At 41.4% G+C, this 25254-nt stretch carries 22 protein-coding genes and 1 tRNA gene; 7 read left to right on the top strand and 16 right to left on the bottom strand.

Translation table 11 applies throughout. The annotated features are described in order from the left end of the window. Positions 1–2: 2 nt before the first annotated feature. From WBM49_RS05610 to WBM49_RS05640, 7 genes are all read right to left on the bottom strand, one after another. Positions 3–920, bottom strand: a complete 918-nt coding sequence (locus WBM49_RS05610) for a transporter (RefSeq protein ID WP_424371080.1) — start codon at positions 918–920, stop codon at positions 3–5. A gap of 49 nt (positions 921–969) precedes the next feature. Next, a complete protein-coding gene (locus WBM49_RS05615; RefSeq protein ID WP_424371081.1) occupies positions 970–1410 on the bottom strand; it encodes a (4Fe-4S)-binding protein in 441 nt (146 codons plus the stop codon). Between the two features lies 1 nt (position 1411). Then, the gene (locus tag WBM49_RS05620; RefSeq protein ID WP_424371082.1) at positions 1412–1588 is read right to left on the bottom strand and encodes a Lacal_2735 family protein; all 177 of its coding nucleotides are present in this window, start codon (positions 1586–1588) and stop codon (positions 1412–1414) included. Between the two features lie 10 nt (positions 1589–1598). Beyond that, positions 1599–3026 carry an amidohydrolase gene (locus WBM49_RS05625; protein WP_424371083.1) on the bottom strand — a complete coding sequence of 476 codons (1428 nt, stop codon included), beginning with the start codon at positions 3024–3026 and terminating at the stop codon, positions 1599–1601. A 275-nt stretch (positions 3027–3301) separates the two neighbouring features. Beyond that, complete coding sequence (locus tag WBM49_RS05630) at positions 3302–4606, bottom strand: cryptochrome/photolyase family protein (RefSeq protein WP_424371084.1); 1305 nt, start codon at positions 4604–4606, stop codon at positions 3302–3304. A gap of 1 nt (position 4607) precedes the next feature. Continuing rightward, complete coding sequence (locus WBM49_RS05635; protein WP_424371085.1) at positions 4608–5300, bottom strand: SDR family NAD(P)-dependent oxidoreductase; 693 nt, start codon at positions 5298–5300, stop codon at positions 4608–4610. A 2-nt stretch (positions 5301–5302) separates the two neighbouring features. Next, a complete protein-coding gene (locus WBM49_RS05640; protein ID WP_424371086.1) occupies positions 5303–5800 on the bottom strand; it encodes an SRPBCC family protein in 498 nt (165 codons plus the stop codon). A gap of 204 nt (positions 5801–6004) precedes the next feature. Here WBM49_RS05640 and WBM49_RS05645 point away from each other — a divergent pair, with 204 nt between their 5' ends. Further along, a complete protein-coding gene (locus WBM49_RS05645; protein WP_424371087.1) occupies positions 6005–6856 on the top strand; it encodes a DUF2911 domain-containing protein in 852 nt (283 codons plus the stop codon). A 49-nt stretch (positions 6857–6905) separates the two neighbouring features. Here the strand turns inward: WBM49_RS05645 and WBM49_RS05650 are convergent, their stop codons facing one another. From WBM49_RS05650 to WBM49_RS05680, 7 genes are all read right to left on the bottom strand, one after another. Continuing rightward, positions 6906–8612, bottom strand: coding sequence for a sodium:solute symporter (locus tag WBM49_RS05650; protein ID WP_424371088.1), 1707 nt, complete (start codon positions 8610–8612; stop codon positions 6906–6908). A 104-nt stretch (positions 8613–8716) separates the two neighbouring features. Beyond that, positions 8717–11254 (bottom strand): PIG-L family deacetylase, encoded by a 2538-nt coding sequence (locus WBM49_RS05655; RefSeq protein ID WP_424371089.1) that lies wholly within the window; start codon positions 11252–11254, stop codon positions 8717–8719. Between the two features lie 77 nt (positions 11255–11331). Beyond that, the gene (locus WBM49_RS05660) at positions 11332–11877 is read right to left on the bottom strand and encodes a mechanosensitive ion channel domain-containing protein (protein WP_424371090.1); all 546 of its coding nucleotides are present in this window, start codon (positions 11875–11877) and stop codon (positions 11332–11334) included. Positions 11878–11883: 6 nt separating this feature from the next. Further along, complete coding sequence (locus WBM49_RS05665) at positions 11884–12825, bottom strand: septum formation inhibitor Maf (RefSeq protein ID WP_424371091.1); 942 nt, start codon at positions 12823–12825, stop codon at positions 11884–11886. A gap of 34 nt (positions 12826–12859) precedes the next feature. Beyond that, complete coding sequence (locus WBM49_RS05670) at positions 12860–13459, bottom strand: Maf family nucleotide pyrophosphatase (protein ID WP_424371092.1); 600 nt, start codon at positions 13457–13459, stop codon at positions 12860–12862. Continuing rightward, positions 13452–13979 (bottom strand): KdsC family phosphatase, encoded by a 528-nt coding sequence (locus WBM49_RS05675; RefSeq protein ID WP_424371093.1) that lies wholly within the window; start codon positions 13977–13979, stop codon positions 13452–13454. Before WBM49_RS05675 ends, WBM49_RS05670 begins: the two co-directional genes overlap by 8 nt. Then, a complete protein-coding gene (locus WBM49_RS05680) occupies positions 13963–14727 on the bottom strand; it encodes a Rossmann-like and DUF2520 domain-containing protein (protein ID WP_424371094.1) in 765 nt (254 codons plus the stop codon). Before WBM49_RS05680 ends, WBM49_RS05675 begins: the two co-directional genes overlap by 17 nt. A gap of 140 nt (positions 14728–14867) precedes the next feature. Between WBM49_RS05680 and ccsA the strand changes: the two genes are divergently transcribed. The 5 genes from ccsA (at position 14868) to bshB1 (ending at position 22283) form a co-directional block, all read left to right on the top strand. After that, positions 14868–18044, top strand: coding sequence for a cytochrome c biogenesis protein CcsA (gene ccsA / locus WBM49_RS05685; protein ID WP_424371095.1), 3177 nt, complete (start codon positions 14868–14870; stop codon positions 18042–18044). 98 nt (positions 18045–18142) lie between these two features. Next, positions 18143–18697, top strand: a complete 555-nt coding sequence (locus WBM49_RS05690; RefSeq protein WP_424371096.1) for a hypothetical protein — start codon at positions 18143–18145, stop codon at positions 18695–18697. A 214-nt stretch (positions 18698–18911) separates the two neighbouring features. Next, positions 18912–20321, top strand: a complete 1410-nt coding sequence (locus tag WBM49_RS05695) for an MATE family efflux transporter (protein ID WP_424371097.1) — start codon at positions 18912–18914, stop codon at positions 20319–20321. Positions 20322–20360: 39 nt separating this feature from the next. Further along, on the top strand, positions 20361–21536 hold the full coding sequence (locus tag WBM49_RS05700; RefSeq protein WP_424371098.1) for a trans-sulfuration enzyme family protein: 1176 nt from the start codon (positions 20361–20363) through the stop codon (positions 21534–21536). A 24-nt stretch (positions 21537–21560) separates the two neighbouring features. Next, positions 21561–22283, top strand: a complete 723-nt coding sequence (gene bshB1, locus WBM49_RS05705) for a bacillithiol biosynthesis deacetylase BshB1 (RefSeq protein WP_424371099.1) — start codon at positions 21561–21563, stop codon at positions 22281–22283. On the opposite strand, the gene WBM49_RS05710 is transcribed toward bshB1, so the two are convergent. Then, a complete protein-coding gene (locus tag WBM49_RS05710; RefSeq protein WP_424371100.1) occupies positions 22280–24352 on the bottom strand; it encodes a tetratricopeptide repeat-containing sensor histidine kinase in 2073 nt (690 codons plus the stop codon). The genes bshB1 and WBM49_RS05710 overlap by 4 nt on opposite strands. A gap of 268 nt (positions 24353–24620) precedes the next feature. Between WBM49_RS05710 and WBM49_RS05715 the strand changes: the two genes are divergently transcribed. After that, positions 24621–24696, top strand: a tRNA-His gene (locus WBM49_RS05715). 103 nt (positions 24697–24799) lie between these two features. Here the strand turns inward: WBM49_RS05715 and WBM49_RS05720 are convergent. Beyond that, on the bottom strand, positions 24800–25254 hold a 455-nt coding region (locus WBM49_RS05720), incomplete at its 5' end, for a M28 family peptidase (protein WP_424371101.1).

A 25254-nucleotide genomic window follows, 5' to 3' on the forward strand; every position in this document is an offset into this window, starting at 1 on the left:
GATTATTTAGTGTTTGTACTATAAGAGACAAAAGCAAATTCCTTGCTGTCTGGTGACCAGGAAGGGACGTTGATAGTGCCCTGCCCTCCAACAAAAGAGATCAGTGTTTTAATGGTATTATTGGTAAGATCGTATAAACGAAGGGTTACCTGCTTTAAGGCAGGATGCGATTCGCCCTGATCTTCCAAATAGGATAAAAAAACCAGGAATTTTCGGTCTGGTGAAGGATGTGGAAACCAGTTAGAATAGGCATCGTTTGTTAATTGTTCCTTTTTGGTCCCATCTGGTTTCATTCTCCATAATTCCATAACACCAGATTGAAAGGAATTATAGTAAATATATTTTCCATCCGGGCTGTATTCTGGTCCATCATCCAATCCTGGGGCGTTTGTTAATTGAACTTCAGTGCTGTCATTCAGCGCAATTTGATAGATATCAAAATCACCATTTCGCATGGCTGTATAGACGAGGTTTTTACTATCAGGGGACCAACCATGCCAGTAGGAGGGCATTTTTTTCGTCACTAGTTTTGGTACCCCACCGTGGACGGGTAAAACATAGATCCGTGAAGTTCCTCCTGCGGCATTTTCGACAAGATCGTTATTGCTTATAGCCAACAAGGAACCGTCTGGCGAAATACCGTGGTCATTGTTACACCGATTGGCAAAACCGGTAGGGATGAGCTCTTTAAACTTCCCATCTGCTGCCACTTTGTACAACAATCCACCTTGATTAATTATAAAATAGCTGCCATCCGCACTCCAGTTTGGCGCTTCGAAATGTTCCATTTCTTCCCAAATAAGACTTCTAGTGTTTGTGGTAATATTAAAAGTCTCTAGTCTGGAAATCATGGTTTCATTTTGTGAATAACCCCATACAACAGAGGAGATGAACAGTATGCCTAAGCAGAATATCCTCATAGTTAGGGTTATTTTGAAGTTTATTTCCCTGATTTAAATGCGAAGAAAGTTATGCGTCCTTGAAGCCAGCGGCCCTGTGACTGCCATCGCAATAAGGCTTGTTGTCTGATGCGCCGCAACGACAAAAGGCTGTGGGTTTCGATTTTGTTTCTTTAGAACCATCGGCCAAAGTGACCTCTAATTCTCCATGGACCATTAATGGACCGTTTGGCAATACCTCTACTTTATTACTCATATGTTTATTCGATTTAAATTTTTCAGTGAATCCTTCCCCAAGGCTATATGACAGGGCACCAGAAGGACACAGATCAATCTGCTCCTTAAGCTCTTTTGCCGAGGCATTATCCGGAATGATCCAGGGTTTTTCCTTGGGTTTATATACATTTGGGAGTGTTTTTACACAAACCTCAGAGTGAATGCATTTTCTGGGCTTCCATACTACTGTGATGCCCTCTGAAGCATACTCTTTCCTGATCTCGTTATCAGCCATTTTACTTTTCTTTTTGTAATAATGCTTCTATTTTTTTCTGAACTTTGTCCGCTTCTGCGTACTTGGCGTCCCCGGCACTTCGGTTTATCTTTGAAAGATCGAAGGCCTCCTTCATGAGAGCCCTGTACTGATTCTCTAATTTTTCTAAAGGTGATTTTTTGTTAAATAATCCAAACATAGCATTTTTTTTAGTTGTTACCTATTGGCGGAGGACCTTCTGGGATGATGGCCTCGTACGTTTCATTTCCTTTGCGTTCTATATATTCTGCTTTTACTTTTTCCACTAATTTGGGGTTTTCAAAAAGATCGGCCATGGTCATCCCCAGGGCTTTGGCAGCCTGGAGCATTCCTTTGTGTCCAATGCTCATGCCACCACACGCCACTACGGCCCATGAATGCCAGGGAGTATCTTTTGGGGCTACCGTAACCCCCAGATTTATATTGGGTACGTTCCAACTTACATCCCCAACATCCGTGGACCCTCCACCTGGATTCTCTTTGGTTTCTTTAAGGGGGGTAATACCACTATCCATGCCCACTTGTGGCTTTCCTGTTTCTTCCTGAATCTTACGCCCAAAGGCCATTTCTTCATCGGAATAGGGGATAGGACCCAGAAGTTCAAGATTTCGTTGCATGATCTCCCCGCCCGCTCTGTTAACCAACACTTCATAGATCCCGGATATCAATGAAATCTTATAGTCTACATTGGCCATTATGGCAGCCCCTTCTGCCATGGCCATTACGCGTTCATAAACCGGCATCATCCCACTTCTTTTAGTGTCTCGAACCCGTACCCAAAGCCTGGAATAATCTGGTACTACGTTTACTACTTGTCCGCCATCCTGTATATGATAATGTATCCTAACAGTGGGTTTTATATGCTCCCGGTAATAGTTTATACCCGTGGTATAGAGCTCTAAAGCGTCGGAAGCACTGCGGCCGTTCCAGGGATCTGCGGAGGCATGGGCAGCCTGACCGAAAAATTCAACTTTAAAGTCGACCAGCGCCAAAGTACTTTGAACATCTGCTTCTGTGTTTGCGCTAGGGTGCCAACTAAGGTTCACATCCACATCATCCCAGAGCCCGGCTTTCACCATCCAGATCTTACCAAAGAATTTTTCTTCCGCCGGTGTTCCGAAAAATTTTACAGTGCCCTTTAATTTTCCTGCCTCGATCAATTCTTTTACTGCTACAGCCGCTCCAAGGCTGGCCGTTCCGAATAGATTATGACCACATCCATGACCTGCAGCCCCTTCATTCAAAGGCGATTTTGTAGGCTGGGCTTTTTGAGAAATACCTGGAAGTGCATCGTATTCTCCCAACACACTAATAACCGGTTTACCGGAGCCATAAGTGGCCACAAAAGCCGTAGGCATGCCGGCAACTCCTCTTTCTACAGTAAACCCATTGGCTTCGGCATAATCTGCCAAAATCCTGGAAGAATCGTCCTCCTGGAAGGCTGTTTCGGCCTGTGCCCAAATAGAATCACTGATTTGAATTAATTTCGATTGATGTTGTTCAATAGAGGCAATAACCGCCTTTTTACTGTTGGTCATTTTCTGACCGCTTAATGGTATACAAACTAACAGGAGTCCTAGGAGTAATAGTTTATTCATGGGTAGTTATTTAATTTAGGTGATATTTACTTTTCATATGCACACAAGAAGCTGTCTTAACTTCTTTTAAAACACTTAAATCCACAAGATGTTGGGAGGCCAGGCAATCCCTTCTTTTATGTTCATCCTGAATGCCGGAAAGGAAATTCTGAACAGATTGAGTATTGGGTAACGTTTGATTGACAGACATATAATCTATTGGGTTCTTAAATATACTAAAAAAAGAGGTGTTTGAACTATTTAGGATTTACCTGTTATTTTAGATACTAAAGCACCTAGGACAAGGCTGCTTTATAAGTAGAAAGGCATCTTTCTCTGGCTTCTTTGTGATCAACAATTTTGGCTACATAGTTTTCACTGTCAAATTCCGGGACCCATTTTTTAATATAGATTCTGTCTTTATCAAATTTATCAACCTGTGTCATAGGGTTGAATATCCTGAAATAAGGCGCCGCATCTACACCGCTTCCGGCCGCCCACTGCCAGTTGCCTACATTGCTGCTCAATTCATAATCCAGGAGTTTTTCTGCAAAATAGGCTTCTCCCCAACGCCAGTCTATCAACAGATGTTTACAAAGGAAACTGGCCACCAACATACGTACCCTGTTGTGCATATACCCTGTTGCATTTAGTTCGCGCATTCCTGCATCTACCAGTGCATAGCCCGTTTCTCCTTTTTTCCAGCTTTCAAATTCCTTTTCGTTGTTTCTCCATTCAATCCTATCGTATTTCTTCCTAAAGGCTTCCTGGGTGGTGTGAGGGAAATGCCAAAGGATCTGCGTAAAGAATTCGCGCCATATTAACTCATTCCAGAATGTCTCATTTTTTTCAGCAACGGCTTTTTGGACCATTTTGCGAATAGATACCGTTCCAAATCTCAAATGAGGCCCCAAATGGGAGGTACCTTCTTTGGCGGGATAATTACGGGTTTTTTCATAGTTCTGTATCAGGCTTGCTGAAACGTCGTAATCGGGTATTTCGATACTGGAGGGTTTAAAACCCATATCTGATAAATCCAAATCAGGATATGAGAAATCTGTGAACAAATTATTTAATGAAACCGCTTCCTCTTTGGTCTGCAAGGGCTTTGTTTTATTAAAATGTTCCTTCCAGCGTTTCATATAAGGAGTATAGACAACATAAGGGTCCCCATCTTCTTTGACCACCTCATCCTTTTCAAAGATCACCTGATCTTTACAAGTTTGAAAGTCGATCCCCTTTGCTTTAAAAAAATCATGTAGGACATTATCACGTTCAGTCGCATAAGGTTCATAGTCTGTATTGGTGTAGACCGCTTGCAGATCAAAGTTTTTGTTAAGTCTTTTAAACACCTCCAGCGGTTCGTCATAATAGAGAGCTATAGAACCATCAGTTTCATCCTCCAAACGTTTTTTGATTTTCTGCAGCGTTCTAAAAATGAATGAAACTCGTGCGTCATCCTTTGGTAATTCGTTTAGAATATTGCGGTCGAAGATAAATACGGGTAATACCGGAACGTCTCCTTTTAAGGCTTTGTTGAGCGCGGTATTATCTTCTAGTCTAAGATCGCGTCGAAACCAAAAAACAGAAACTTTTTTCATTTTAGGAGATATTTAAGGTAGACATTCCTCCGTCTACTCCTAAAACCTGTCCTGTCATCCAGCCACTTTCATCTTTCAGGAGAAAAACTGCCATTTGAGCAATGTCCTGAGCGGTACCAACACGTTTTAATGGATGCCTTTCTGCCATCATTTCTTTTTTTCTGTCATTGTTTAGAAGACGGGAGGCAAGTGGGGTGTCTACCAAGGAAGGCGCAATGACATTTACTCGGATCTTAGGGGTACACTCTGCTGCCAGAGCCTTAGAAAATCCTTCAATCGCTCCTTTGGCTGCAGAAACACTTGTGTGGAAGGGCATCCCAACCGCAACGGCCACTGTGCTGAAAAACACCATAGAAGAATTTTCGGCCATTCTTGGCAAGACTTGCTTTACCACCTTGACCAAATTAAAAAAGTTTATTTCCATATCTGCCCTAAAGGCATCCATGTCTAACATTTTAATGGGTTTTAGATTGATACTTCCCGGACAGTATACAAAACCGTGTAAATCTTCAGGGAGCTGGGAGAGGTTGAGCTCATCTTTTGAAACATCGAAGGGAATATGTGTAATAGGGAAAGCCCCTATTTCATCGGCAGTTCTTGACGCAATAAATAGATTGTGCGAATCTTTTAACAGGCTTACTATTTCCAGACCTATTCCATGAGATCCGCCAATTAGGAGAATATTTTTTTTCATTCTTATATTTTTTTAATGACGAGCGAATTACGCTCTTTATGTAAGTGACCAAAAAGATTTTCCAGTGTTTCTTCCCTGAATTTAAAGATGGCCGTTAACTGCTTCTTTACCATCAATGGATGGGCCCATTGCCCTAAGATCCCGAAAGGTAATTTATAATCAATAATATCCTCCATTTCGATCCCACCTTCAGTTTCATTAATAAAGTGTTTATGATGCCATAAGACATAAGGGCCAAAGCGCTGTTCGTCTACAAAGTAGGACCCCTCTTTTACATGGGTTATTTCCGTAACCCATTTTGTGGAATAGCCCGGAAAAGGATGCACCTTGTACTGAATAATTTGACCAGAAAACATAGGCCTATCTGCTCCTACTAAGATCTCAAAACCCATAGCAGGAGGGGTGATAACCTTTAAATTGGCCGGATCTGAAAGAAATTCCCAGGCTTTCTGCCTGGAAATTGGAAGTGCCTGTTTTGCCGTAAGGCGATACATGCTCATATCAGTATATTTTAACAAAATTAGGAGTAATTATGTTTAATAAAAAATATAAATTGTTAAACAAATAGTAAAGTTATCACCTTAAATCTAGGAGAAGGACAACTGCTCAGGGAGTATATAACCTAGGAGTACAGTCTTTTGAAATTTTCTATTTACTCTATATTTTTATCGTTAGTTTTGTTAAAACTTAAAACCCAATAAATAATGAAAAAACTACTGATTCTAGCGATTGCTTTTATAGCGTCCTCATCCTTACAGGCGCAAATACAAGCGCCGCAGCCAAGCCCTTTCTCAACAGTTATGCAACGCGTTGGTTTAACCGATGTTACTGTTGAATATTCACGCCCATCGATGCGCGGAAGAACTATATTCGGCAACCTGGTCCCTTATGATAAGATCTGGAGAACAGGAGCCAATGCCAGGACTAAGATTACATTCAGTACGGACGTCACTGTTGGTGATGGTTCTTTAAAAGCCGGATCGTATGCCATCTTTACAAAGCCAAATGCTTCTTATTGGGATGTTTACTTTTATACCGATACTGCAGGAGGTGGAACACCACAAGAGTGGGATGAAAGCAAGGTTGCTGCACAAATCCGGGTGAATACTATGTCTATGGAAGCTATGGAGATGCCGGTGGAGACCTTTACCATTACTTTTGATGATGTTCACAACAGCGGAGCTACAATAGGTATGATGTGGGAAAAAATCTACGTAGGTGTTCCCTTTATGGTACCTTCCAAGGAGATGACCGTACAAAGTATTGAGGCCGTGATGGCCGGTCCTTCTGCCAATGATTATTTCTCTGCTGCTACTTTTTACTTAGATGAAGGTATGGACCTTCAAAAAGCAAAACAATGGATAGACAAAGCTGTTTCCATGAACGAAAATGCTTTTTGGATGATGCGGGCACAGTCGTTGATCTATGCCAAAATGGGAGATAAAAAAGGTGCTATCGAAGCGGCGAAAAGATCTTTGGCTTCTGCCAAAGCTGCCAACAACGCGGATTACGTAAAAATGAATGAAGATTCCCTGAAAGAGTGGGGGGGCATGTAGGCCTTTTTAACCTAATAAAATCTAAAACCCTTGCTACAGCAGGGGTTTTTTATGTTTCGATGGGTGGGTTCTTAAGTATGCGGTCAAAACCCTCAAGTACCATTGCAAAAATAATCACCAGGGTACACCCAAAGGCATTGAGCCACAGATAAGACATCCAATCTAATTGATAACCTACAATGACAATGATCTGGGTTATGATGGCTGCCACAAATACTGCATTGCCCTTTACAAACTTAAAAAAGAAAGCCAGTAAAAAGATTCCAAGTACGTTCCCGTAAAAAATAGAGCCAATGATATTCACCAACTGAATTAAATTGTCGAAAAGGTCTGCAACGCAAGCTATGAGTATGGCGATTATTCCCCAGAGTAAGGTAAAGGCCTTAGACACCCTTACATAGTGCTGTTGCGTAAATTCACCCTTTTTATTTCGTTTGTAAAGATCCAGGGCACTGATGGTACCCAGGGCATTTAACTCGGATGCCGTAGAAGACATAGCCGCGGAGAGGATCACCGCCAAAAGCAAACCAATCAGCCCTTTGGGTAGATTATTAAGGATAAAATGAATAAAAACATAATCCTTGTCATTGGTTTGCACTAAAGAATCTGCCTGAGAGATCAGTAGTTTAGCTTTTTCCCTGTTTACCTTTTCTTTTTGGTTTACAGCCAGGATATGTTGTTTGGCCTCCATGGTAGCGGCATATTCCTTTAATTTCAATGCCCCGTAAAACTCATCCTGCGCCATTGTTTTTTCCAGCTCTATTTCCTTGTGCCGCTCCTCCAGTTCTTGGTAGTCTTCGGCGTATTCCGAATTTTCGACGGCTATCCTGGCTGCAGGATTAAAATTGATAGGGGATGGATTGTATTGATAAAAGACAAAGACCATGATCCCAACCAATAAAATAAAGAACTGCATCGGGATCTTGAATATGCCATTAAAAATAAGCCCAAGTTGCATTTCCCGCACCGATTTACCCGAGAGATAACGTTGTACCTGACTTTGATCTGTCCCAAAATAGGCGAGGGCCAAAAAGAAGCCACCGGTGATTCCACTCCAAAAAGTATATCTGCTGGAGGTATTTAAATCGAAGTCGAGTATGTTTAATTTTTCACTTGCTCCCGCTACTTTTAAGGCATTGCTAAAGGAAATTTCTGGGGGAAGTGCGCCAAGGATAAAAAAGAACGCCACGAACATTCCTGTCATGATAATGATCATCTGTTGCTTTTGGGTAACACTTACTGCTTTGGTACCTCCAGAGACCGTGTAGATGATTACCAGGATTCCAATGATGATGTTCAGGGTGAGCAGGTCCCATCCCAGGACCGCCGATAAAATAATAGAAGGCGCATATATGGTGATCCCGGCAGCCAGACCTCTTTGCACCAGAAATAGGATAGCCGCCAAAGATCTTGTTTTTAGGTCGAAGCGTTTTTCCAGGAATTCATAAGCCGTATACACCTTCAGCCTATGGTAGATAGGTACAAAGACTATACAGATCACTATCATTGCCAGGGGTAATCCAAAGTAGAATTGGACAAATCCCATACCATCGTGAAAGGCCTGTCCAGGGGTGGAGAGAAATGTAATGGCACTTGCCTGGGTAGCCATTACAGATAGGCCAATGGTCCACCATCGGGCTTCTTTTCCTCCTAGGACATAGTCGCTTACATTCTTACTGCCTTTTGTTTTCCAGACCCCATAGATAACAATGAACAATAGGGTGCCCGTAAGTATGAACCAGTCTAAATTGCCCATACCTTACGCGTTAGATATCATGATAAAATAAAAGGTAAGCACATAGAGAATATTCAGGATAAGGACCAACGAATATTCTTTTTTCCATGTTTTTTCGTCTTCCATTACTTTCCTTTTACCGGAATATCATTCGTTAGTTGCACTTTGTTTTGAGAAAGCATATTAGCAAAAAGTTTATATGCTCCGGAAACCCCAGCCGGTAATTCCCTGAAAAAACTGAGTCCGGTATAAATGTACGTTCCTTTTCCGTACGAGGCAATCAAAAGACTTCCTTCTTTAGGTGTTTCTCCAGGATCTGACATGGAGAGTAGTGGGGTAAAGGCAGCGTTCCATTGATCGGGGAAGTAAAGTCCGCGTTCCTGCACCCATCCTTCAAAATCACCGGAGGTAATCTTATTAGGAAAATTCATCATAGGATGCTGCTTGTCTATAATACTAACAGGCGCATTCTCATCCGTAACCCTGTCCCGGGAAACTTCCAGGGAATAAGGAGCTAAATTTTCAAAGTTTAGACCATTTCTCCCTGATGTATTGTACTGAACAATCAAATTCCCACCGTTTTTTACGTATTCCAACAGATAGGGTTGTTTAAACTTTAATTCATCCACTACATTGTAAGCTCTTATCCCTACCACTACTGCATCGTACTTGTCTAAAGAACCTTGTTGGATTTCAGCGGGGTCTATTCTGTTTACCGTGTAGCCTATTTGCTCCAGACTTTCCGGTACTTCATCACCTGCCCCCATAATATATCCTATATCCTGCCCCGCCTTTTCTATGTTTAAACGCACCACCTTGGTTTCGGCAGGCAGTAAAACAGATTGAGTGGGGATATGATCGTAGGCAATGGTCACCAATTCTTTTGATATTTCTTGTCCATCGATAGTTAATAAGGGTGAGATAACACCTTCGCTTTCCGTTTTGGGTGGCGTAACTACGAAAACTACGATTTGTTCATCCCCATTTTTAGAAATAGTGACTGGCTTTGTTGGGGTATCTACCGCCCAGCCGTTTGGCACTTTAAGTTGCAGACTACCCTGCAAATTTTCCTTCATGGCCCTTACGCGCACAGGGATCTCCTTAGGGGCTGCATCCGCAAAGATGAGCACCTTGTCCGGAATACTTGTGGTGGCAGCAGGAAGGATCTCAAACGGATTATACAATTCTCCTTTTTCTGGTTTGGAATAGCGGTAGACCAGTGGTCTGCTGATAGTGACAGGCTTACCATTGATCTCAAGTAAAAAATAGACCATAAAAGCGGGCGGAGTTTCGGGTTTGCCAATAAGGTTAAAGTCATTAACGGTATACATGCCCAAACTTCCTTTTTCCGCAAGCCAGTAAGGACTTGTAAATCCTTTAGTCTTAGGAACATTCAGCGAGAGTTCAAACGTCTCCTTACTATTATTTTTAAGAGTAATACTAGGATCAATTGTCAGCAATGTACCGATTGAAATTGATTTTAAATTGATTAAAGTATTACTTCGGTTAATGGCTTCAATATTAACATTTACAGTACTTCCTGGATTTGAATAAGGTGTTTCAGAAGATGCCTCCAGGTAAAGCCCTGTGATCGCGGTAATTAAATTTTCCAGTTCATTTAATTTGATCGACTTCCAGTGATCCTCCTCAACATTCTGGAGTAAGTTATAGGCTTTAACCAGGTCGTCCAGGTGAGATGAAGGATCCTTAAAATTGAACTCCTTCTCAACGGCGTTTAAGATTTCTCCAATCGCTGCTCCACCCTTGATACGAGACCAGGAAGTGTCTATCCCTTCAAAGAGGTTCGAAGGATCAATAACGGGCATATCGCCCTTTAATAATTCAATATATTCCTGTTCAGATCCCCTAAAGGTTGGTCTGCCAAATCCCTGGCATAAGTGTTGACTACTGGCAATAGAAGCAATCTCATTGTTAGAAATTCCCAGCATCGGATAATATACCCCAGTATCTAAATTTAGTAATCTGGATTTATCTGCCTTTTCAAAATTCTCCTGACTCCCATAAAACCACCAGGAAGTATTGAAAAATAAACGTTTAGGTTGCCAGAGGCTCAACGTTTGCAGCTGTTCTTTATAAGCATTGGCATTTCCGGCAAGGTCAAATGCCTCCTCACTTAAGATGGCAGAGGATGTATGATGCCCATGGGTAGATCCCGGAGTGCGGTGATCAAAGCGGTTAATTATAACGTCTGGTTTAAATGCTCTGATAAGGTGCACTACGTCGCCCAATACTTTTTCCTTATCCCAGATTCTAAGAGTTTCATCCGGATGCTTAGAGTACCCAAAATCGTTTGCACGGGTGAAAAACTGAATCCCGCCATCAACTCTTCGTGCGGCGAGTAGCTCCTCGGTGCGCAAAACACCTAATAGTTCTCTCAGTTCTGGCCCTATTAAATTTTGGCCTCCATCCCCCCGGGTAATTGAAAGATAGGCGGTACGGGCATGTACTTCATTAGACAGATAGGAGATCAACCTGGTATTTTCGTCATCAGGATGCGCTGCCAGATACATGGCAGAACCTAAAAAGTTTAACTTTTCAAGACTGTGATAGATATCGGTAGAAGAGGATCTTTTAGGTGCCTGACCGTAATTGGGAGAGACTGAAAGAAGGAATCCCAATAAAAACAACAGGTAATGACGCATAAAATGACATTTTGATTGGTCCTCAAAGATAGAAAGATAAATAGGCTAGAGCCCAATTTTACCACTTCTTTAACAGCTTAAACGGCATCACTCCCCTCATTTTCAAATCCTTCATCTGCGATGACACAGACGGCTTTTTGAAGCATCAAATTATTGGGATAGGTTAGTAATTCACCATTTTCTCTGCGCAAATGAATATGATATGCACGGATGTCTTCTATGATATAAGTACCTGAACTTTCAATTTCTTTATCCATAATCTTAATTCGATCTCCAATCTTAAAAGGAAAGGAAAAGAAAAGAATAATACCAGCAGTGACGTTGCTTAGGATAGACCATTGTGCAAAGAGTGCTACCCCAATAACTGCGAAGACGGAAGATAAAATAAGCCCCAGCTCTTTTACATTTACACCCCATATCAGGGTAAAGGCAACGATGGTCAAAGCCGTAAAACCAAAGGAAAAATACTTGCTTACCAAACGGGTTCTTGCAACATTCAGGTCGGAAATGCTCCCCACCTTTTTTATCATCTTATTGGTCAGGAATTTTAAGATAAACACTACTACCAGCGTAATGCCCGAACTTATAAATTCATTGTAATGACTTATATAAAAATCTTCCATGTAAAACTAGATTCCTAATGAATCTCGCAAAGATACATCCTCATTTCCATTTTGGCGCCAATAAGGTGTCTTTAGGGTCTTTAATTTTGTAGCCCTAGTGGTAAGCATTTTAGAATTTGGGCCAAAACCACTGGGATAAGACTCTGTCCAACCCTCAATCACAAAAGGGAAAGAGTTATGGAAAGTAAAGGTTAAGGTCCTGTTCAATTCGGGATACATAAGGGAATATGTACTTAGATCTCCCGTATTTTGAAGTTTGGCTGTGGCGTCATAGGACCTTATAGTTTGATGAACCAACCGCAGATATTCCAGCGAAGGCATCACTTTTAGCTCACCTACAGGAAGGTCTTCCGGGCGGATTCTAATTTTGTTCCAAAGCTCATTCTCTAAATGGGTTTTTTCCAAAGTGAGATTTTGATCTGCTTCCTTTTCAAAATAGGAGTGAGAGGTAACCTCATAGGAGTCCCTGTTATTTAATTGAGCATACACTTGCCCGCACCATTCCTGAATGGAAGAAGAAACTTTAATGGCGTGTTGATTGTCGGCCAAAGGATAGAAAGTGCTGCTCATTATGGAATACGGATAAATGCCGGTTAAGAAATTCTTGGTGGCATTTAACTTTAAAACGGAAATATTTTCAGGCGAATTACCATCTGCTTTTACTTGCTTTCCTGCCAAAAATGGCTCTGTGACGTAGATCAATACCGCAGTACCGGAACGCAATTCACCATAGCGTGCCTGTTCCAAGGAATAAGAAGTTATTTCGGCATTTCCCGCAAACCAATACGTCTTAAAATCTGAGGATAAGGGCTTTGCTGGTTGCCTTTCAGAGGTTTCATTAGGGATATCATTGATTGCGGTCTGAGAATTTAATTCATTGCAAGCACTGAGGGTACCTAACATAAAAGCAATTACGATTAAAAAAAAAGAAGATAATTTGAATGTCATTTTGCAATTTTTTTACAAAGGTATTCAAACCACTTCAGCGCGCCATGTCCATTAACGTTTTGTAAACTAAATCGGTTGGCATTCCAACAACATTGGTATAGGACCCTTTTATTTCAGTGATGCCGACAGACCCAAGCCACTCCTGAATCCCATAGGCACCTGCTTTGTCCAGGGGTTTAAATTTTTCAACGTAGTAATGTATCTCCTCTTTACTGAGTTTTTTAAAACAGACACTGGTAGTACTGCTAATAACCCTTTGCTGCTCCTTGCTAGTAAAACAAACGGCAGTGATCACCTCATGCCACTGCCCTGAAAGATCTCGCAACATTTGTTTAGCTTCCTCCATATCCGAAGGCTTCGCAAGGGAACGATCATTAAACCATACTACAGTATCAGCGGTAAGTAAAATCTCTTTTTCCTTTAGAGCTTCTTTAAAAGCCTCAGCCTTTAGTTTGGCCAGATATTTTGCAATTTCTTTGCCTTTTAGGTTTTTGGGATATTCTTCGTTAACCGTATTCGTCACAATATTAAAGGGCACTCCCAATTCCTTTAAGAATTGCTGCCTTCTGGGAGACCCCGAGGCCAGCATGATTCGATAGGGCTTTAATTGCAGTCTCAGAGGATTCTCAGTCATTGGCAGCACTATAGTTATCTAACCAATCGCCTCTCACTTTTAAGACCTGCTCAATAACATCTCGTACACATCCGTCGCCACCGCTTTTATGAGAGATGTAGCTGCAGATGTTCTTTATTTCCGGCACCGCGTTTTGAGGGCAGGTGGGAAGTATTACCTGTTTCATTGCAGGAAGGTCCGGCAGATCATCCCCCATATATAAAACATGTTCAGGGTTGATATTATAAAGTTCCAGATATTCCTCTAGCGCATCTACTTTATGATGTGCCCCCAGGTAGATGTCTGTAACCCCCAAGCCTTTTAAACGCTGCCTGACCCCCTCATTGGTGCCCCCTGTGATGATACAGATGTTGTATTCCTTTTGAATTGCAGTCTTAATGGCATAACCATCCTGAATATTCATTTTCCTTAGAAGTTCACCCTCTGAAGTGATCAGGACAGTACCATCGGTAAGCACGCCATCCACGTCAAAAATAAAAGTAGTGATCTGTTTTAAATATGTCTTATAACTTCTTTCCATAGGCTTGCTGTATTGATTCAGTGAGTGTAGCATAGACCTTTTGTTGCTCGGGCCTACTCAACAAAGATAAATGTTCCTTGATAGTTTTAAGGTCGTTTCTTCTGGCTGGCCCTGTTTGCGCAGTGAACGGGGATTGTTGTAAGATTTTTTCAGATGTTTCCAGAATAAGGGGTTTAAGGAGTTCAAAAGACAGTCCGTGTTCTTTGCAAATTTCAGCTGCCATAAAGAACATGTGATTGGAAAAATTGTTAGCGTATACGGCCGCAACATGTAGCTGTCTTCTCTTCTCTGAGGATATCCTGTATACTGCACTGGAAATACAATTTGCCAACCCCTCCAACAAGGCATAATCCTCTTCGTTTTCAGCTTCCAGGCAAAGCGGAATGTTGGTGCTGTTTTTGGGCGCTATACCACTAAACGTCTGCAAAGGATAGAAAACTCCTCGTCTAACATTCTCGGGAAGGGCCTCCATGGCAATACTCCCAGAGGTGTGCACCATTAGTCCTTCGTGATTCCCTACATCTATAGAGACCTTTTGGATGACCTCATCTTTAACGGCGAGGATATAAATATCTGCCTGCTTTAATTCTGTGTAATTATTGCCTACACTCACTTTTTCTTTGAAGTATTCCAATGCCGCAACATTTCTTCCAATTACTTGCTCTATGCTAAGTTGAGGATGAGTGCAAAATTCGTCAAATAAGAATTTAGCAACATTGCCGGTACCAATAAGTACAACCTTAATCATGCTCAAAAGTACAATTTTTAAGAAGGATGCACTTTGTAAAGGTTTAACAATTATGTTTAACTTTTTATAGTGCTTCCAATCTTCTTAACCCGTAAAAAGGCTTATTTTTGCCATTGGAATTTCACTTTAATTCGTATTAGATGATATCCACCTTAAAAAAAATCTTGTTTTCTACACGTTTAATGGCTGTACTATTTATAGTCTTTGCAGCAGCCATGGCCGTTGGGACATTTGTGGAAAGCTGGTATAGTACTGAAACAGCAAAGATCTGGATCTATAATGCCCGATGGTTTGAAGTCATTATGGTATTTTTCGTCATAAACTTCATCGGCAATATGTTTCGCTATAAACTATTGCAATGGAATAAATGGCCGGTACTGGTTTTGCATCTTTCCTGGATACTAATAATTATTGGTGCAGGTGTTACCCGTTATATTGGCTTTGAAGGTATGATGCCCATTAGGGAAGGAAACAGTGAGAAAGTTTTTTACTCAGACAAAACCTATTTCACGGTCTTAGTGGATGGTGAGATCGATGGGGAACTGAAGCGTAAACCATTGCAGGAAGACCTTATTGTGACCCCGGAAGGTATTAAATCTAGCTTACCATGGCGGGATGATTTTAATGGACAAGACTTTACGGTTTCTTACCTAGGCTTTATCCAGGGCGCCAAAGAAGGCCTGGTCCCAGATGAGAACGGTTCGCCCTTTCTCAAGATTGTGGAGTCGGGAGATGGAAACCGACACGAACATTTCCTTGCAGATGGAGAAATTGCAAATATCCACAATGTACTTTTTACCCTGAATAAGAGCACAGAAGGAGCAATCAATATATTTACGGACGGTGAATCGTATCAGATCAGTTCCCCTTTTGAGGGTTCCTTTATGCGAATGGCAGATCAGTTTCAGGGAAAACTGGAGAAAGACAGTTTGCAAACACTGCAATTGCGATCACTGTACAGTATTGGATCCATGCAATTTGTGCTTCCGGAACCAGTTATAAAAGGAAAGTTTGGAGTGATTGCCTTGCCAGAAGATGAAAAAACGCCAAATGCCAAAGATGCCTTTGTTGTTGAGATCTCAACCAATGGAGAAACGGTTCAAAAACATGTCTTGGGAGGAAAGGGCAGCAGTAATTACTCGGATAAATTTACCCTGGGAGGACTCGACTTCACCCTCGCCTTTGGATCAAAGGTCTACGAATTACCTTTTAATATTAAGCTGAACGATTTTATTGCAGAAAAATACCCGGGAACTGAAAAGGCCTATGCCTCCTTTATGAGCAAGATCACTGTAGAAGATGAACGCCCCTTTGATTATGACGTTTTTATGAACCATGTGTTAGATCATAAGGGATATCGATTTTTTCAGGCCAGTTTTGATCCCGATGAAAAAGGAACCGTACTATCCGTAAATCATGACAGGGTAGGTACCTGGATTACCTATATTGGATATTTTCTACTGTATATAGGTTTGATGGGCATTATGTTCTTTGGCAAAACCCGTTTCAAGGATCTGGCCAGTTCGCTGGAAAAGTTAAAAAATAAAAAGGCTGCCTTAACCGGACTTTTAATTTTTGCCATGTATCTGCCATTAGGAGCGCAGCAAGACCCATCAAATGATGGGCATGTCCACAGTGAGGGTCCCAGTGCAGCACAACTAGACTCCATGTTTCAAAGCACGGTTATTCCTGAAGAACACGCGGCGAAATTTGGAAAGCTTGTTATTCAGGATGAAGGAGGAAGGATGAAACCCATAAATACCTTTGCTTCAGAACTCCTGCGTAAATTGAGTTTTAACAACAGCTATAAGGATCTTAATGCAGACCAGGTGTTTCTCTCCATGATGTTGAGTCCGGCACTTTGGTACAATACAGATTTTATCGCCCTAGATAAAAAAGCGCAAAACGACAGTATACGTCAGATAATCGGCATCCCCAAGGGACAGAAATATATCAAGGCAACCGACTTCTTTGATGAGAAGGGAAGAAACAAACTGGGGCCCTATCTACAAGAGGCTTTTACCACCAACACCCCTAATAAATTTCAACAAGATTTTAAAGATGCTTATTTCAGGCTAAGTTTATTAGACCGGGCGTTAAGCGGTGAGATACTCAAAATATTTCCACTGCTGAATGACGAGAATAATAAGTGGATCTCAGCTGTAGAATTTCGGAGTGGCAAGCATCAGATCTCGGATTCTCTCTATGCCAACTTTGTAAAAAATGCAATTCCCTATTACCTTATTTCGTTAAGACAGGCAAAAATAAGTGGGGATTATTCCGAGGCGGAAAAATTATTATCGGCTTTTGAACAGAATCAAAAAAACCACGGGTCGGAAATACTACCCTCAGCAACTAGAATTAAGACAGAGACCATCTATAATAAGCTCGATATATTTAACAGATTGTACAAATATTACTCGCTTGTTGGAATCCTGATGTTTATGGTCCTGGTCTTCAGGATCTTCAAGGAACGTGAGATTTGGCGCATAGCAACCTATTTTTTTAAGGGTGTTATTTATCTTTTCTTTCTCTGGCATACCGCTGGCTTGATCATGAGGTGGTATATCTCAGGCCATGCTCCCTGGAGCGACGCCTATGAGAGTATTTTATACGTATCCTGGGCAACACTTGCCATGGGACTGTCCCTTGGTCGGAAAAGCGATATGACAATTGCTGCTTCCACTTTTGTGACTGCCATGTTACTCTGGATCGCTCATCAAAGTTGGGTGGATCCTTCTATTGCTAACCTTGTTCCTGTATTGGATAGTTACTGGTTAATGATACACGTTGCTGTTATTGTGGGTAGCTACGGGCCGCTTACTGTGGGGATGATCCTTGGGGTGGTATCCCTATTCCTGATTATTCTTACCAACAAAAAGAATAAAGAGCGAATGGACCTTACCATAAAAGAACTTACTATCATTAATGAACTTACCTTAACCGTGGGCCTCATTATGCTCACCATTGGGAATTTCCTGGGAGGTCAATGGGCCAATGAAAGTTGGGGACGCTATTGGGGCTGGGACCCTAAAGAAACATGGGCACTGGTTTCTATCATGATCTATGCCTTTGTGATCCACACCCGGCTGGTGCCTGGATTAAGAGGAAAATGGAGCTTCAACTTCCTAAGTATTGTGGCCTTCGCCAGTATTATGATGACCTATTTTGGAGTAAACTTCTATTTGGTAGGGTTGCATAGCTATGCCAGTGGGGCACAGGTGATCACTCCATCATTTATATGGTATACCGTTTTTGGGGTTGGACTACTTGGTGCGGTGAGTTATTGGAGGTATAAGGTAAACTATGGCAAATAGAATCAGATATCCCTCTAATTATGGCGGTAATGAATTTTTAAGGTTTTACTTTTCGAAGGTGTTTTAATACTTTTATAGGGCACCAATTCACAAAGATCATGGGTAAATTTAGAATGAAGTGGAATTCAGAAAAAATACTCGGAATCTCTGCGATGAGTATCAGTTTCATCACGCTGATCATTTTTATCTACCAGACCAATTTAATGAGTAAACAGAACTATCTGTCTATACTCCCATATCTGCAGGTTTCTACCTCCGACAATAAAGCAGAGCACAGCTACAGCATCAATGTACTTAACTATGGCGTTGGCCCTGCCATTATAGAAAAGGCTACCATGAGGTACAATGGGAAAAGCTATCTACTCAAAGATTACAATGATGATATTTTTTCCTTCTTACAGGCTATACAGCCTGCTTTAGATAGCGTTAAGATATTTTCAAGTGCCACCTTGAACCGCGGGATAGCCATACCAGCCAATGCAACCTACAACCTGCTCCACGTAAAAAATTCAGGGAAGGACTACGATTTGCTTACCCAGTATTTATTTGAATTAGAACAGGCAGGTCTTGAATATGAGATAGAGTATAAATCTATTCAAAACGAGCATTGGATGATCACTACTACATCAGATGGCCCGATTAAATTAGATTAGAAAAAAATTGACACGCTCTAGAAAAATGAGATCTTTCTGAAAGGTTTTACTCATTTTTCGTTTCTTCGCTCATAGAATGCTTTTGCCTTTAGAGTTGAAAAGGAGTTTCTGGATGTAATAAGTGATCCTGCAAATTACTGTAAAGTATAAAGGAGTACACTTATACTTTGAACTTCTTTTCACTAAATCCATAAATTTCGTTCAATTTCACTAAATGAAATCTCCATCACATTCTACCTTTCAAAAAATCCTCAGGCACTTTAAAACGGCTGTTACAGGCAGGGAAACCGAATTTACTTCCGGCAGTATTCGCAAGGCAATTTTTATGTTGTCCGTGCCTATGGTCCTGGAGATGATGATGGAATCTATCTTTGCCATCGTAGACATCGCCTATGTTTCTCAGGTCAGTGTCAATGCTGTTGCTACCATCGGGCTAACCGAATCCGTCATTACGCTGGTGTATGCCATTGCCATTGGACTGAGTATGGCCGCCACTGCTGTGGTGGCCAGAAGAATAGGAGAAAAGGACGAAGCAGGCGCCTCACAGGCAGCCGTACAGGCTATTTTCCTGGGGATCATTGTGGCGGTGCTCATAGGGATCGTTGGCTTACTCTTTTCAAAGGAAATCCTCTCCCTCATGGGCGGGTCTTCAGAACTGGTCGCTGAAGGACATGGTTATACAAAGTTTCTAATTGGAGGTAATATTACCATCGTACTACTGTTTTTGATCAACGCTATTTTTCGCGGTGCGGGTGATGCCTCTATCGCCATGTGGACGCTTATACTTTCAAACGGACTCAATATTATCTTAGATCCCATTTTTATTTTCGGGTGGGGTCCCGTACCAGAATATGGAGTTATGGGTGCCGCCATTGCCACTAATATTGGCAGAGGGAGTGCTGTGATCTTCCAATTGTATATTTTGTTCAGAGGAGGAAGCAGGATTCGAATTCTCACCTCAAATCTGGTATTACAGCTTAAAATCATGCTCAACCTGATCAGAGTTTCTATGGGCGGAATTGCACAGTTCCTTATTGGCACCTCGAGCTGGGTTTTTTTAATGCGGCTTATGGCAGAGTTTGGGAGTGAAGCGTTGGCAGGCTATACAATTGCCATCCGGGTAATGATGTTCACTTTTATGCCCGCCTGGGGAATGAGCAATGCTGCTGCAACCCTGGTAGGGCAGAATCTTGGTGCGGGAAAACCAGATAGGGCCGAAAAAACTGTTTGGATCACCGGGAAGTACAACGCCATCTTTATGTTCAGTATTTCCCTGATCTATCTAATTTTCGCCAGAGGCATCATAAGTTTATTCACGGATGTACCAGCTGTAATAGAGATCGGTGCGCTTTGCCTGCAGGTGGTAGCTGCAGGTTATGTTTTTTATGCCTACGGTATGGTGGTTACCCAGGCATTTAATGGTGCCGGTGATACCAGAACCCCCACAAAGATAAATTTTATTGCCTTCTGGCTCATTCAGCTACCTTTTGCATACTTGGTTTCCCTTTATTTAGATTGGGGTGTTTTAGGGGTTTTTATCGCCATTACCCTTGCAGAAGTTTTACTCTCGGTAATGGCTGTTTTTTGGTTCAGAAAAGGACATTGGAAGCAAACAGTGGTTTAAGCTATTTTTGTACCTTTAAGCGCATTAATTTTAGTTGTTATGAGTTCGGAAAAAAAAGGGATCAATACCATTTGCACCCATGTCGGAGAATTAGAAGACAAAACGTACAAAGGAGCAGTTTCTCCCTTGTATATGAGCACTTCCTATGCCTTTGAAGGGGTAGATATAAAGAGATATCCACGATATTTCAATACGCCAAACCAAATGGCTCTTTCACAAAAGATAGCTGCCCTGGAACATGCGGAAACCGCCATGATCTTTGGGAGCGGTATGGCAGCTGTCAGTACTGCTATTCTTGCTTTTTTGCAGGCAGGGGATCATATTATTCTGCAGAGAATGTTGTACGGTGGCACCTATAGTTTAATCACGGAACAGTTGAATAAGTTTGGGATTGAATACTCCTTTATTGATGAGTCGCGGCCTGAAACCTTTGAAAAGGCAATCCGACCCACTACACGGGTGGTGTATATTGAAACTCCCTCAAATCCTTTATTGACCATTACAGACATACGGGCCTTTGCACGTATTGCGAAACGCCATGGGATCATTTCTTTAATAGACAATACGTTTGCAAGTCCGGTAAATCAGAACCCCATAGACCTTGGGATCGATGTGGTGATTCACAGCGCCACCAAATACATGGGAGGGCATTCAGACATTCTCGCAGGGGCTGTAGCATGTTCCAAGGCTCATATGGAACCAATCTTTCAACTGGCAAAGAATCTGGGAGGTAGTTTAAGTGACTATACCGTTTGGCTCTTAGAGCGAAGTATAAAAACTATGGGAATACGGGTAAAGGCACAAAATGAAAATGCACAGAAGCTCGCAGAATTCCTGGAAAATCATTCAGATATTGCCAGGGTTTACTATCCGGGCCTTCCTACTCATCCGGATCATGAACTTGCCAAATCGCAAATGCATGGATTTGGAGGAATGATGTCTTTTGAATTAAATGAAGCGCTAGACGCCTCTCTTTTTCAAAAGTCCCTGAAATTAATAAAGTCGTCCATGAGTCTGGCAGGAGTAGAGAGCACCGTGCTCTCGCCAACACAAACCTCTCACGCCCTTTTATCTGCGGAGGAAAGAGCAAAACAAGGTATCAAGGACGGACTGATCCGTTTTTCTGTAGGAATCGAGGAAACAGAAGATCTGGTACAAGACATAGAACAGGCAGTTGCTGAGGTAAAAAAGAGGCAGATGGCAGTGCAGCCATAAGAACAGGTCAAAGTCAAAGAATATATGAAATTAGATATTTTAGTATTTGGTGCCCATCCAGACGATGCTGAGCTGGGCGCAGGAGGTACCATTGCCAAAGAGATTTCACTCGGAAAAAAGGTAGGGGTCATAGATCTTACAAGAGGGGAATTAGGTACCAGAGGCAGTGCAGAGATACGGGAGAAAGAAGCAGCAACCTCTGCGGAGATATTGGGCCTCAGCATTCGGGAAAATATGGAATTTGCCGATGGTTTCTTTGTAAATGACAAACAACATCAATTGGCTATTGTACGAAAGATACGGGCCTACAGACCAGATATAGTGCTTTGTAATGCCACAGAAGACCGGCATATTGATCACGCACGTGGTAGTGATCTTGTTAGTAATGCCTGTTTTTTAAGTGGACTAATGAAAATTGATACCAAGGCCGAGGGAGATGACCAATGGCAGGAAGCCTGGAGGCCAAAACAAGTGTATCATTATATTCAATGGAAAAATTTAAAGCCAGATTTTGTATTGGATATTACAGAGGTTATCGACACAAAAATGGCTGCCATAAAGGCCTATGCCTCTCAATTCTACGATCCAGACAGCAAGGAACCCAGTACGCCTATAAGTAGTAAAAATTTTACGGATAGCGTGGCTTACAGGGCCAGAGATCTTGGCCGTATGATAGGAGTAGAGTTTGCGGAAGGATTTACGGTAGAGCGATTTATTGGCGTTAACAGCCTGAGTGATATATTTTAGCTAGCCTGACTGTATTTATTTTCTGCCTTTGGTAGTGTAAAGAAGAAGGTACTTCCTTTTCGCAGTGCACTTTCTACCCAAATGGTTCCACCATTCTTTTCTATCATCTCCTTACACAGTGATAATCCAAGGCCGGTACCTTTTTCGTTGTTGGTACCATAGGTAGTTACATTGGCATTCTTCTGGAAGATCTTCTCAACGGTCATTTTGTCCATCCCTACACCTGTATCTCTCACAGACACTTCCCAAAGATCATTCTTCTCACGAGCTTTAATAGTGATCATACCATTCTCTGGCGTGAATTTAAGAGCATTGCTGATAAGGTTCCTAACCACAATGTCTATTTGATTACTATCAGACCATATCAGCGTATTTCCGTTCAACTCGCTTACAACTTTAATAGCTTTGGCTTTTGCAACTTCGGACAGAAGGTTAATATTTTCATCAACCAAAGACTCCAGACTCACAACGCTGGGCTTTATTTTAGAGCCATTCATTTGCGAATTACCCCAGGAAAGGAGATTGTTAAGGGTAAAGTAAATATGGTCTACGTCGTTCTTTAATTTGGGGATAAAGTCAAAGAATTCTGTCTTGTTCATTTCCCCATCGCTAAACAATTGCAACAGCCCCTGTAAAGCCCCAATAGGACCCCTGAGGTCGTGCCCGATGATAGAGAACAACTTGGTTTTGGTTTCATTACTGTCTTTAAGGGCAGCTTCCTGGATCTCCAGTTTTTCTGTTTTAGACTTTAATTCTTTGTTGAGTCTTTTCTGAATTTTCTCTGCTCTTTTAATAAAAAAGGTAATGATGGCAAAAATGACCAGTACTATAATCCCTGCATAGATCAGACCGCGTTGTTTGGCCAAGGCTTTTTGGTTTTCCTCCATCAGGGCAACTTTCTGTTGGTCGTACTCCGCACGGGTCTTTAAAAGGGTTAAACTTTTTTTGTTTTCATTCCGGTGGAGCGTATCTGTGAGTTCTTGATAGATCTCATGAAAAGCGAGCGCTTTTTGATACTCTTTTTTGTTCTTGTTAATATTATAAAGTGTCTTGGCACATTTTTGAGTTCCTTCCAGGAATTTGATCCTGTTCGAAATATCGAATGCATCCAGGGCATATTTCTGAGAAAGACTATCATTTGATAAAGCAAAATAGGCTTCAGCCATGCCATTATAGAGATCTATTTTTCCCCTGTCATCTTCCAGATCCTCATGCAGTAACTCTCCCTGACGATACCAGTACAGGGCCCATTGAAACTTTTCCTGTTTCAGATATACCTTTCCTTTTATTTCATAAGAATAGGCCAACCAATCTAATACCTTGTTTTTTTCAAGTGTGGCAATACTCCTATTAATGTTAAACATGGCATAGTCCAATTTTCCCATATCTGCATAAAGAGAGGCTAAATTGCTCATTGTTTGGGCAGAACCAACATCATCTCCTACCTCTTCGTTGATCTTTTTTACCTTTTCATAAAATTCTAATGCCTGATTGAAGTCTTTCTGAGATGAATAGAGCCCGGCAATGTTTTCATTCAGGATGGATAGCATTTTCTTTTCATCCTTATTCTGGGCCATTTCAATTCCTTCCAAATACATATTCAACGCCCGGGCATAATCGCCTTTATAGGCGTATTCGGAGGCCAGGTTGTTCATTACCCGTAAGGTAAGACGACTTTCCTTGATGTTTTTAGAGAGGATAAGAGCTTTGGTATAGTTATTAATAGCTGCTACTCTGGTACCCTTGTCTGAGTAGTAATTGCCCATTCCCAAAAAAGATTTGCTTTGTCCCAGCAGATAATCGGTTTTTTTACTGAGACTCAAGGCTTTTTGAGAGAGAATCAATAAACTGTCTACAGCATAAAACCGTAATTCATTGCCCAAATCATTAAGAAGATCAATATAGGTAGTGTCTGTTTCCTGAAAATTAGAAGCTTTGCGTAGTGTTTTTAGTTGTTGATGGATCTCATCGCGTTTCTCTTGTTGGGCCACACAAGGTTGTAAGAATAAAACTACAAGTCCCGCTAAGAAACAATAGCGCGGAAGGGCAAAATGCTTAAGGAAACTCACGATTTTCATAGTTGGCGTACCAAAGGATCTATCAAGCACTAAAAATAACGGTGAATAGAAGGCTAATCTAAAATTTGTTGTGAAACGTCATTTTTTGTGTGTTATATCGATATTTTAACGCCTTTGGTCTTGAAAACGGGCACGGGAATTGAGTAATAGATCCCATAAAAAATTAGATTTTCTTAAGGGATATGGACAAGAAAAAAATATCGAAAGTTTTATTTGCATGCATTCATCAAAAAAAATTACCTTTGCCAACGCTTCAAATGGTGGTTGTAGCTCAGTTGGTTAGAGCATCGGTTTGTGGTACCGAGGGTCGCCGGTTCGAGCCCGGTCTTCCACCCTAAAGCAAATAAGTCCCGTCTTTTCAGACGGGACTTTTATTTTTTTTTGATAATCGAAATAAAACCAACTACCAAACGCAGGATCTTTAAACAAAGAGGTTGTCTACTTTGAAGTTTTATCTACAATGACCCGCTCGCTTCTATTAGCAATTGCCCAGGCAGTAAAAAACACCAATTTTGTGCGGTTGGTCAACAGATCATAATTGATCTTATCTGGTGTATCCCCAGGTCGGTGATAGTCATCATGCGTTCCATTAAAATAGAAAATGATCGGAATGTTGTTCTTTGCGAAGTTGTAATGATCACTTCGGTAATAAAAACGATTAGGATCGTTCTCGTCGTTATATTTATAATCTAATTCTATGTTGGTATATTTCTTATTGACCTCCTCCGATAAAACATGAAGTTCAGAGCTAAGCTTATCAGATCCTATTAGGTAAACATAGTTTCTGTTGCCTTCCCTTTTTGGATCTATCCTTCCGATCATATCTATATTGAGATTGGCCACTGTTTGCTCTAAAGGAAATACTGGATCAAAATCTGTGTAATATCTGGAGC

The sequence above is a fragment of the Muriicola sp. genome (assembly GCF_049669965.1).
GTDB lineage: Bacteria > Bacteroidota > Bacteroidia > Flavobacteriales > Flavobacteriaceae > Muriicola.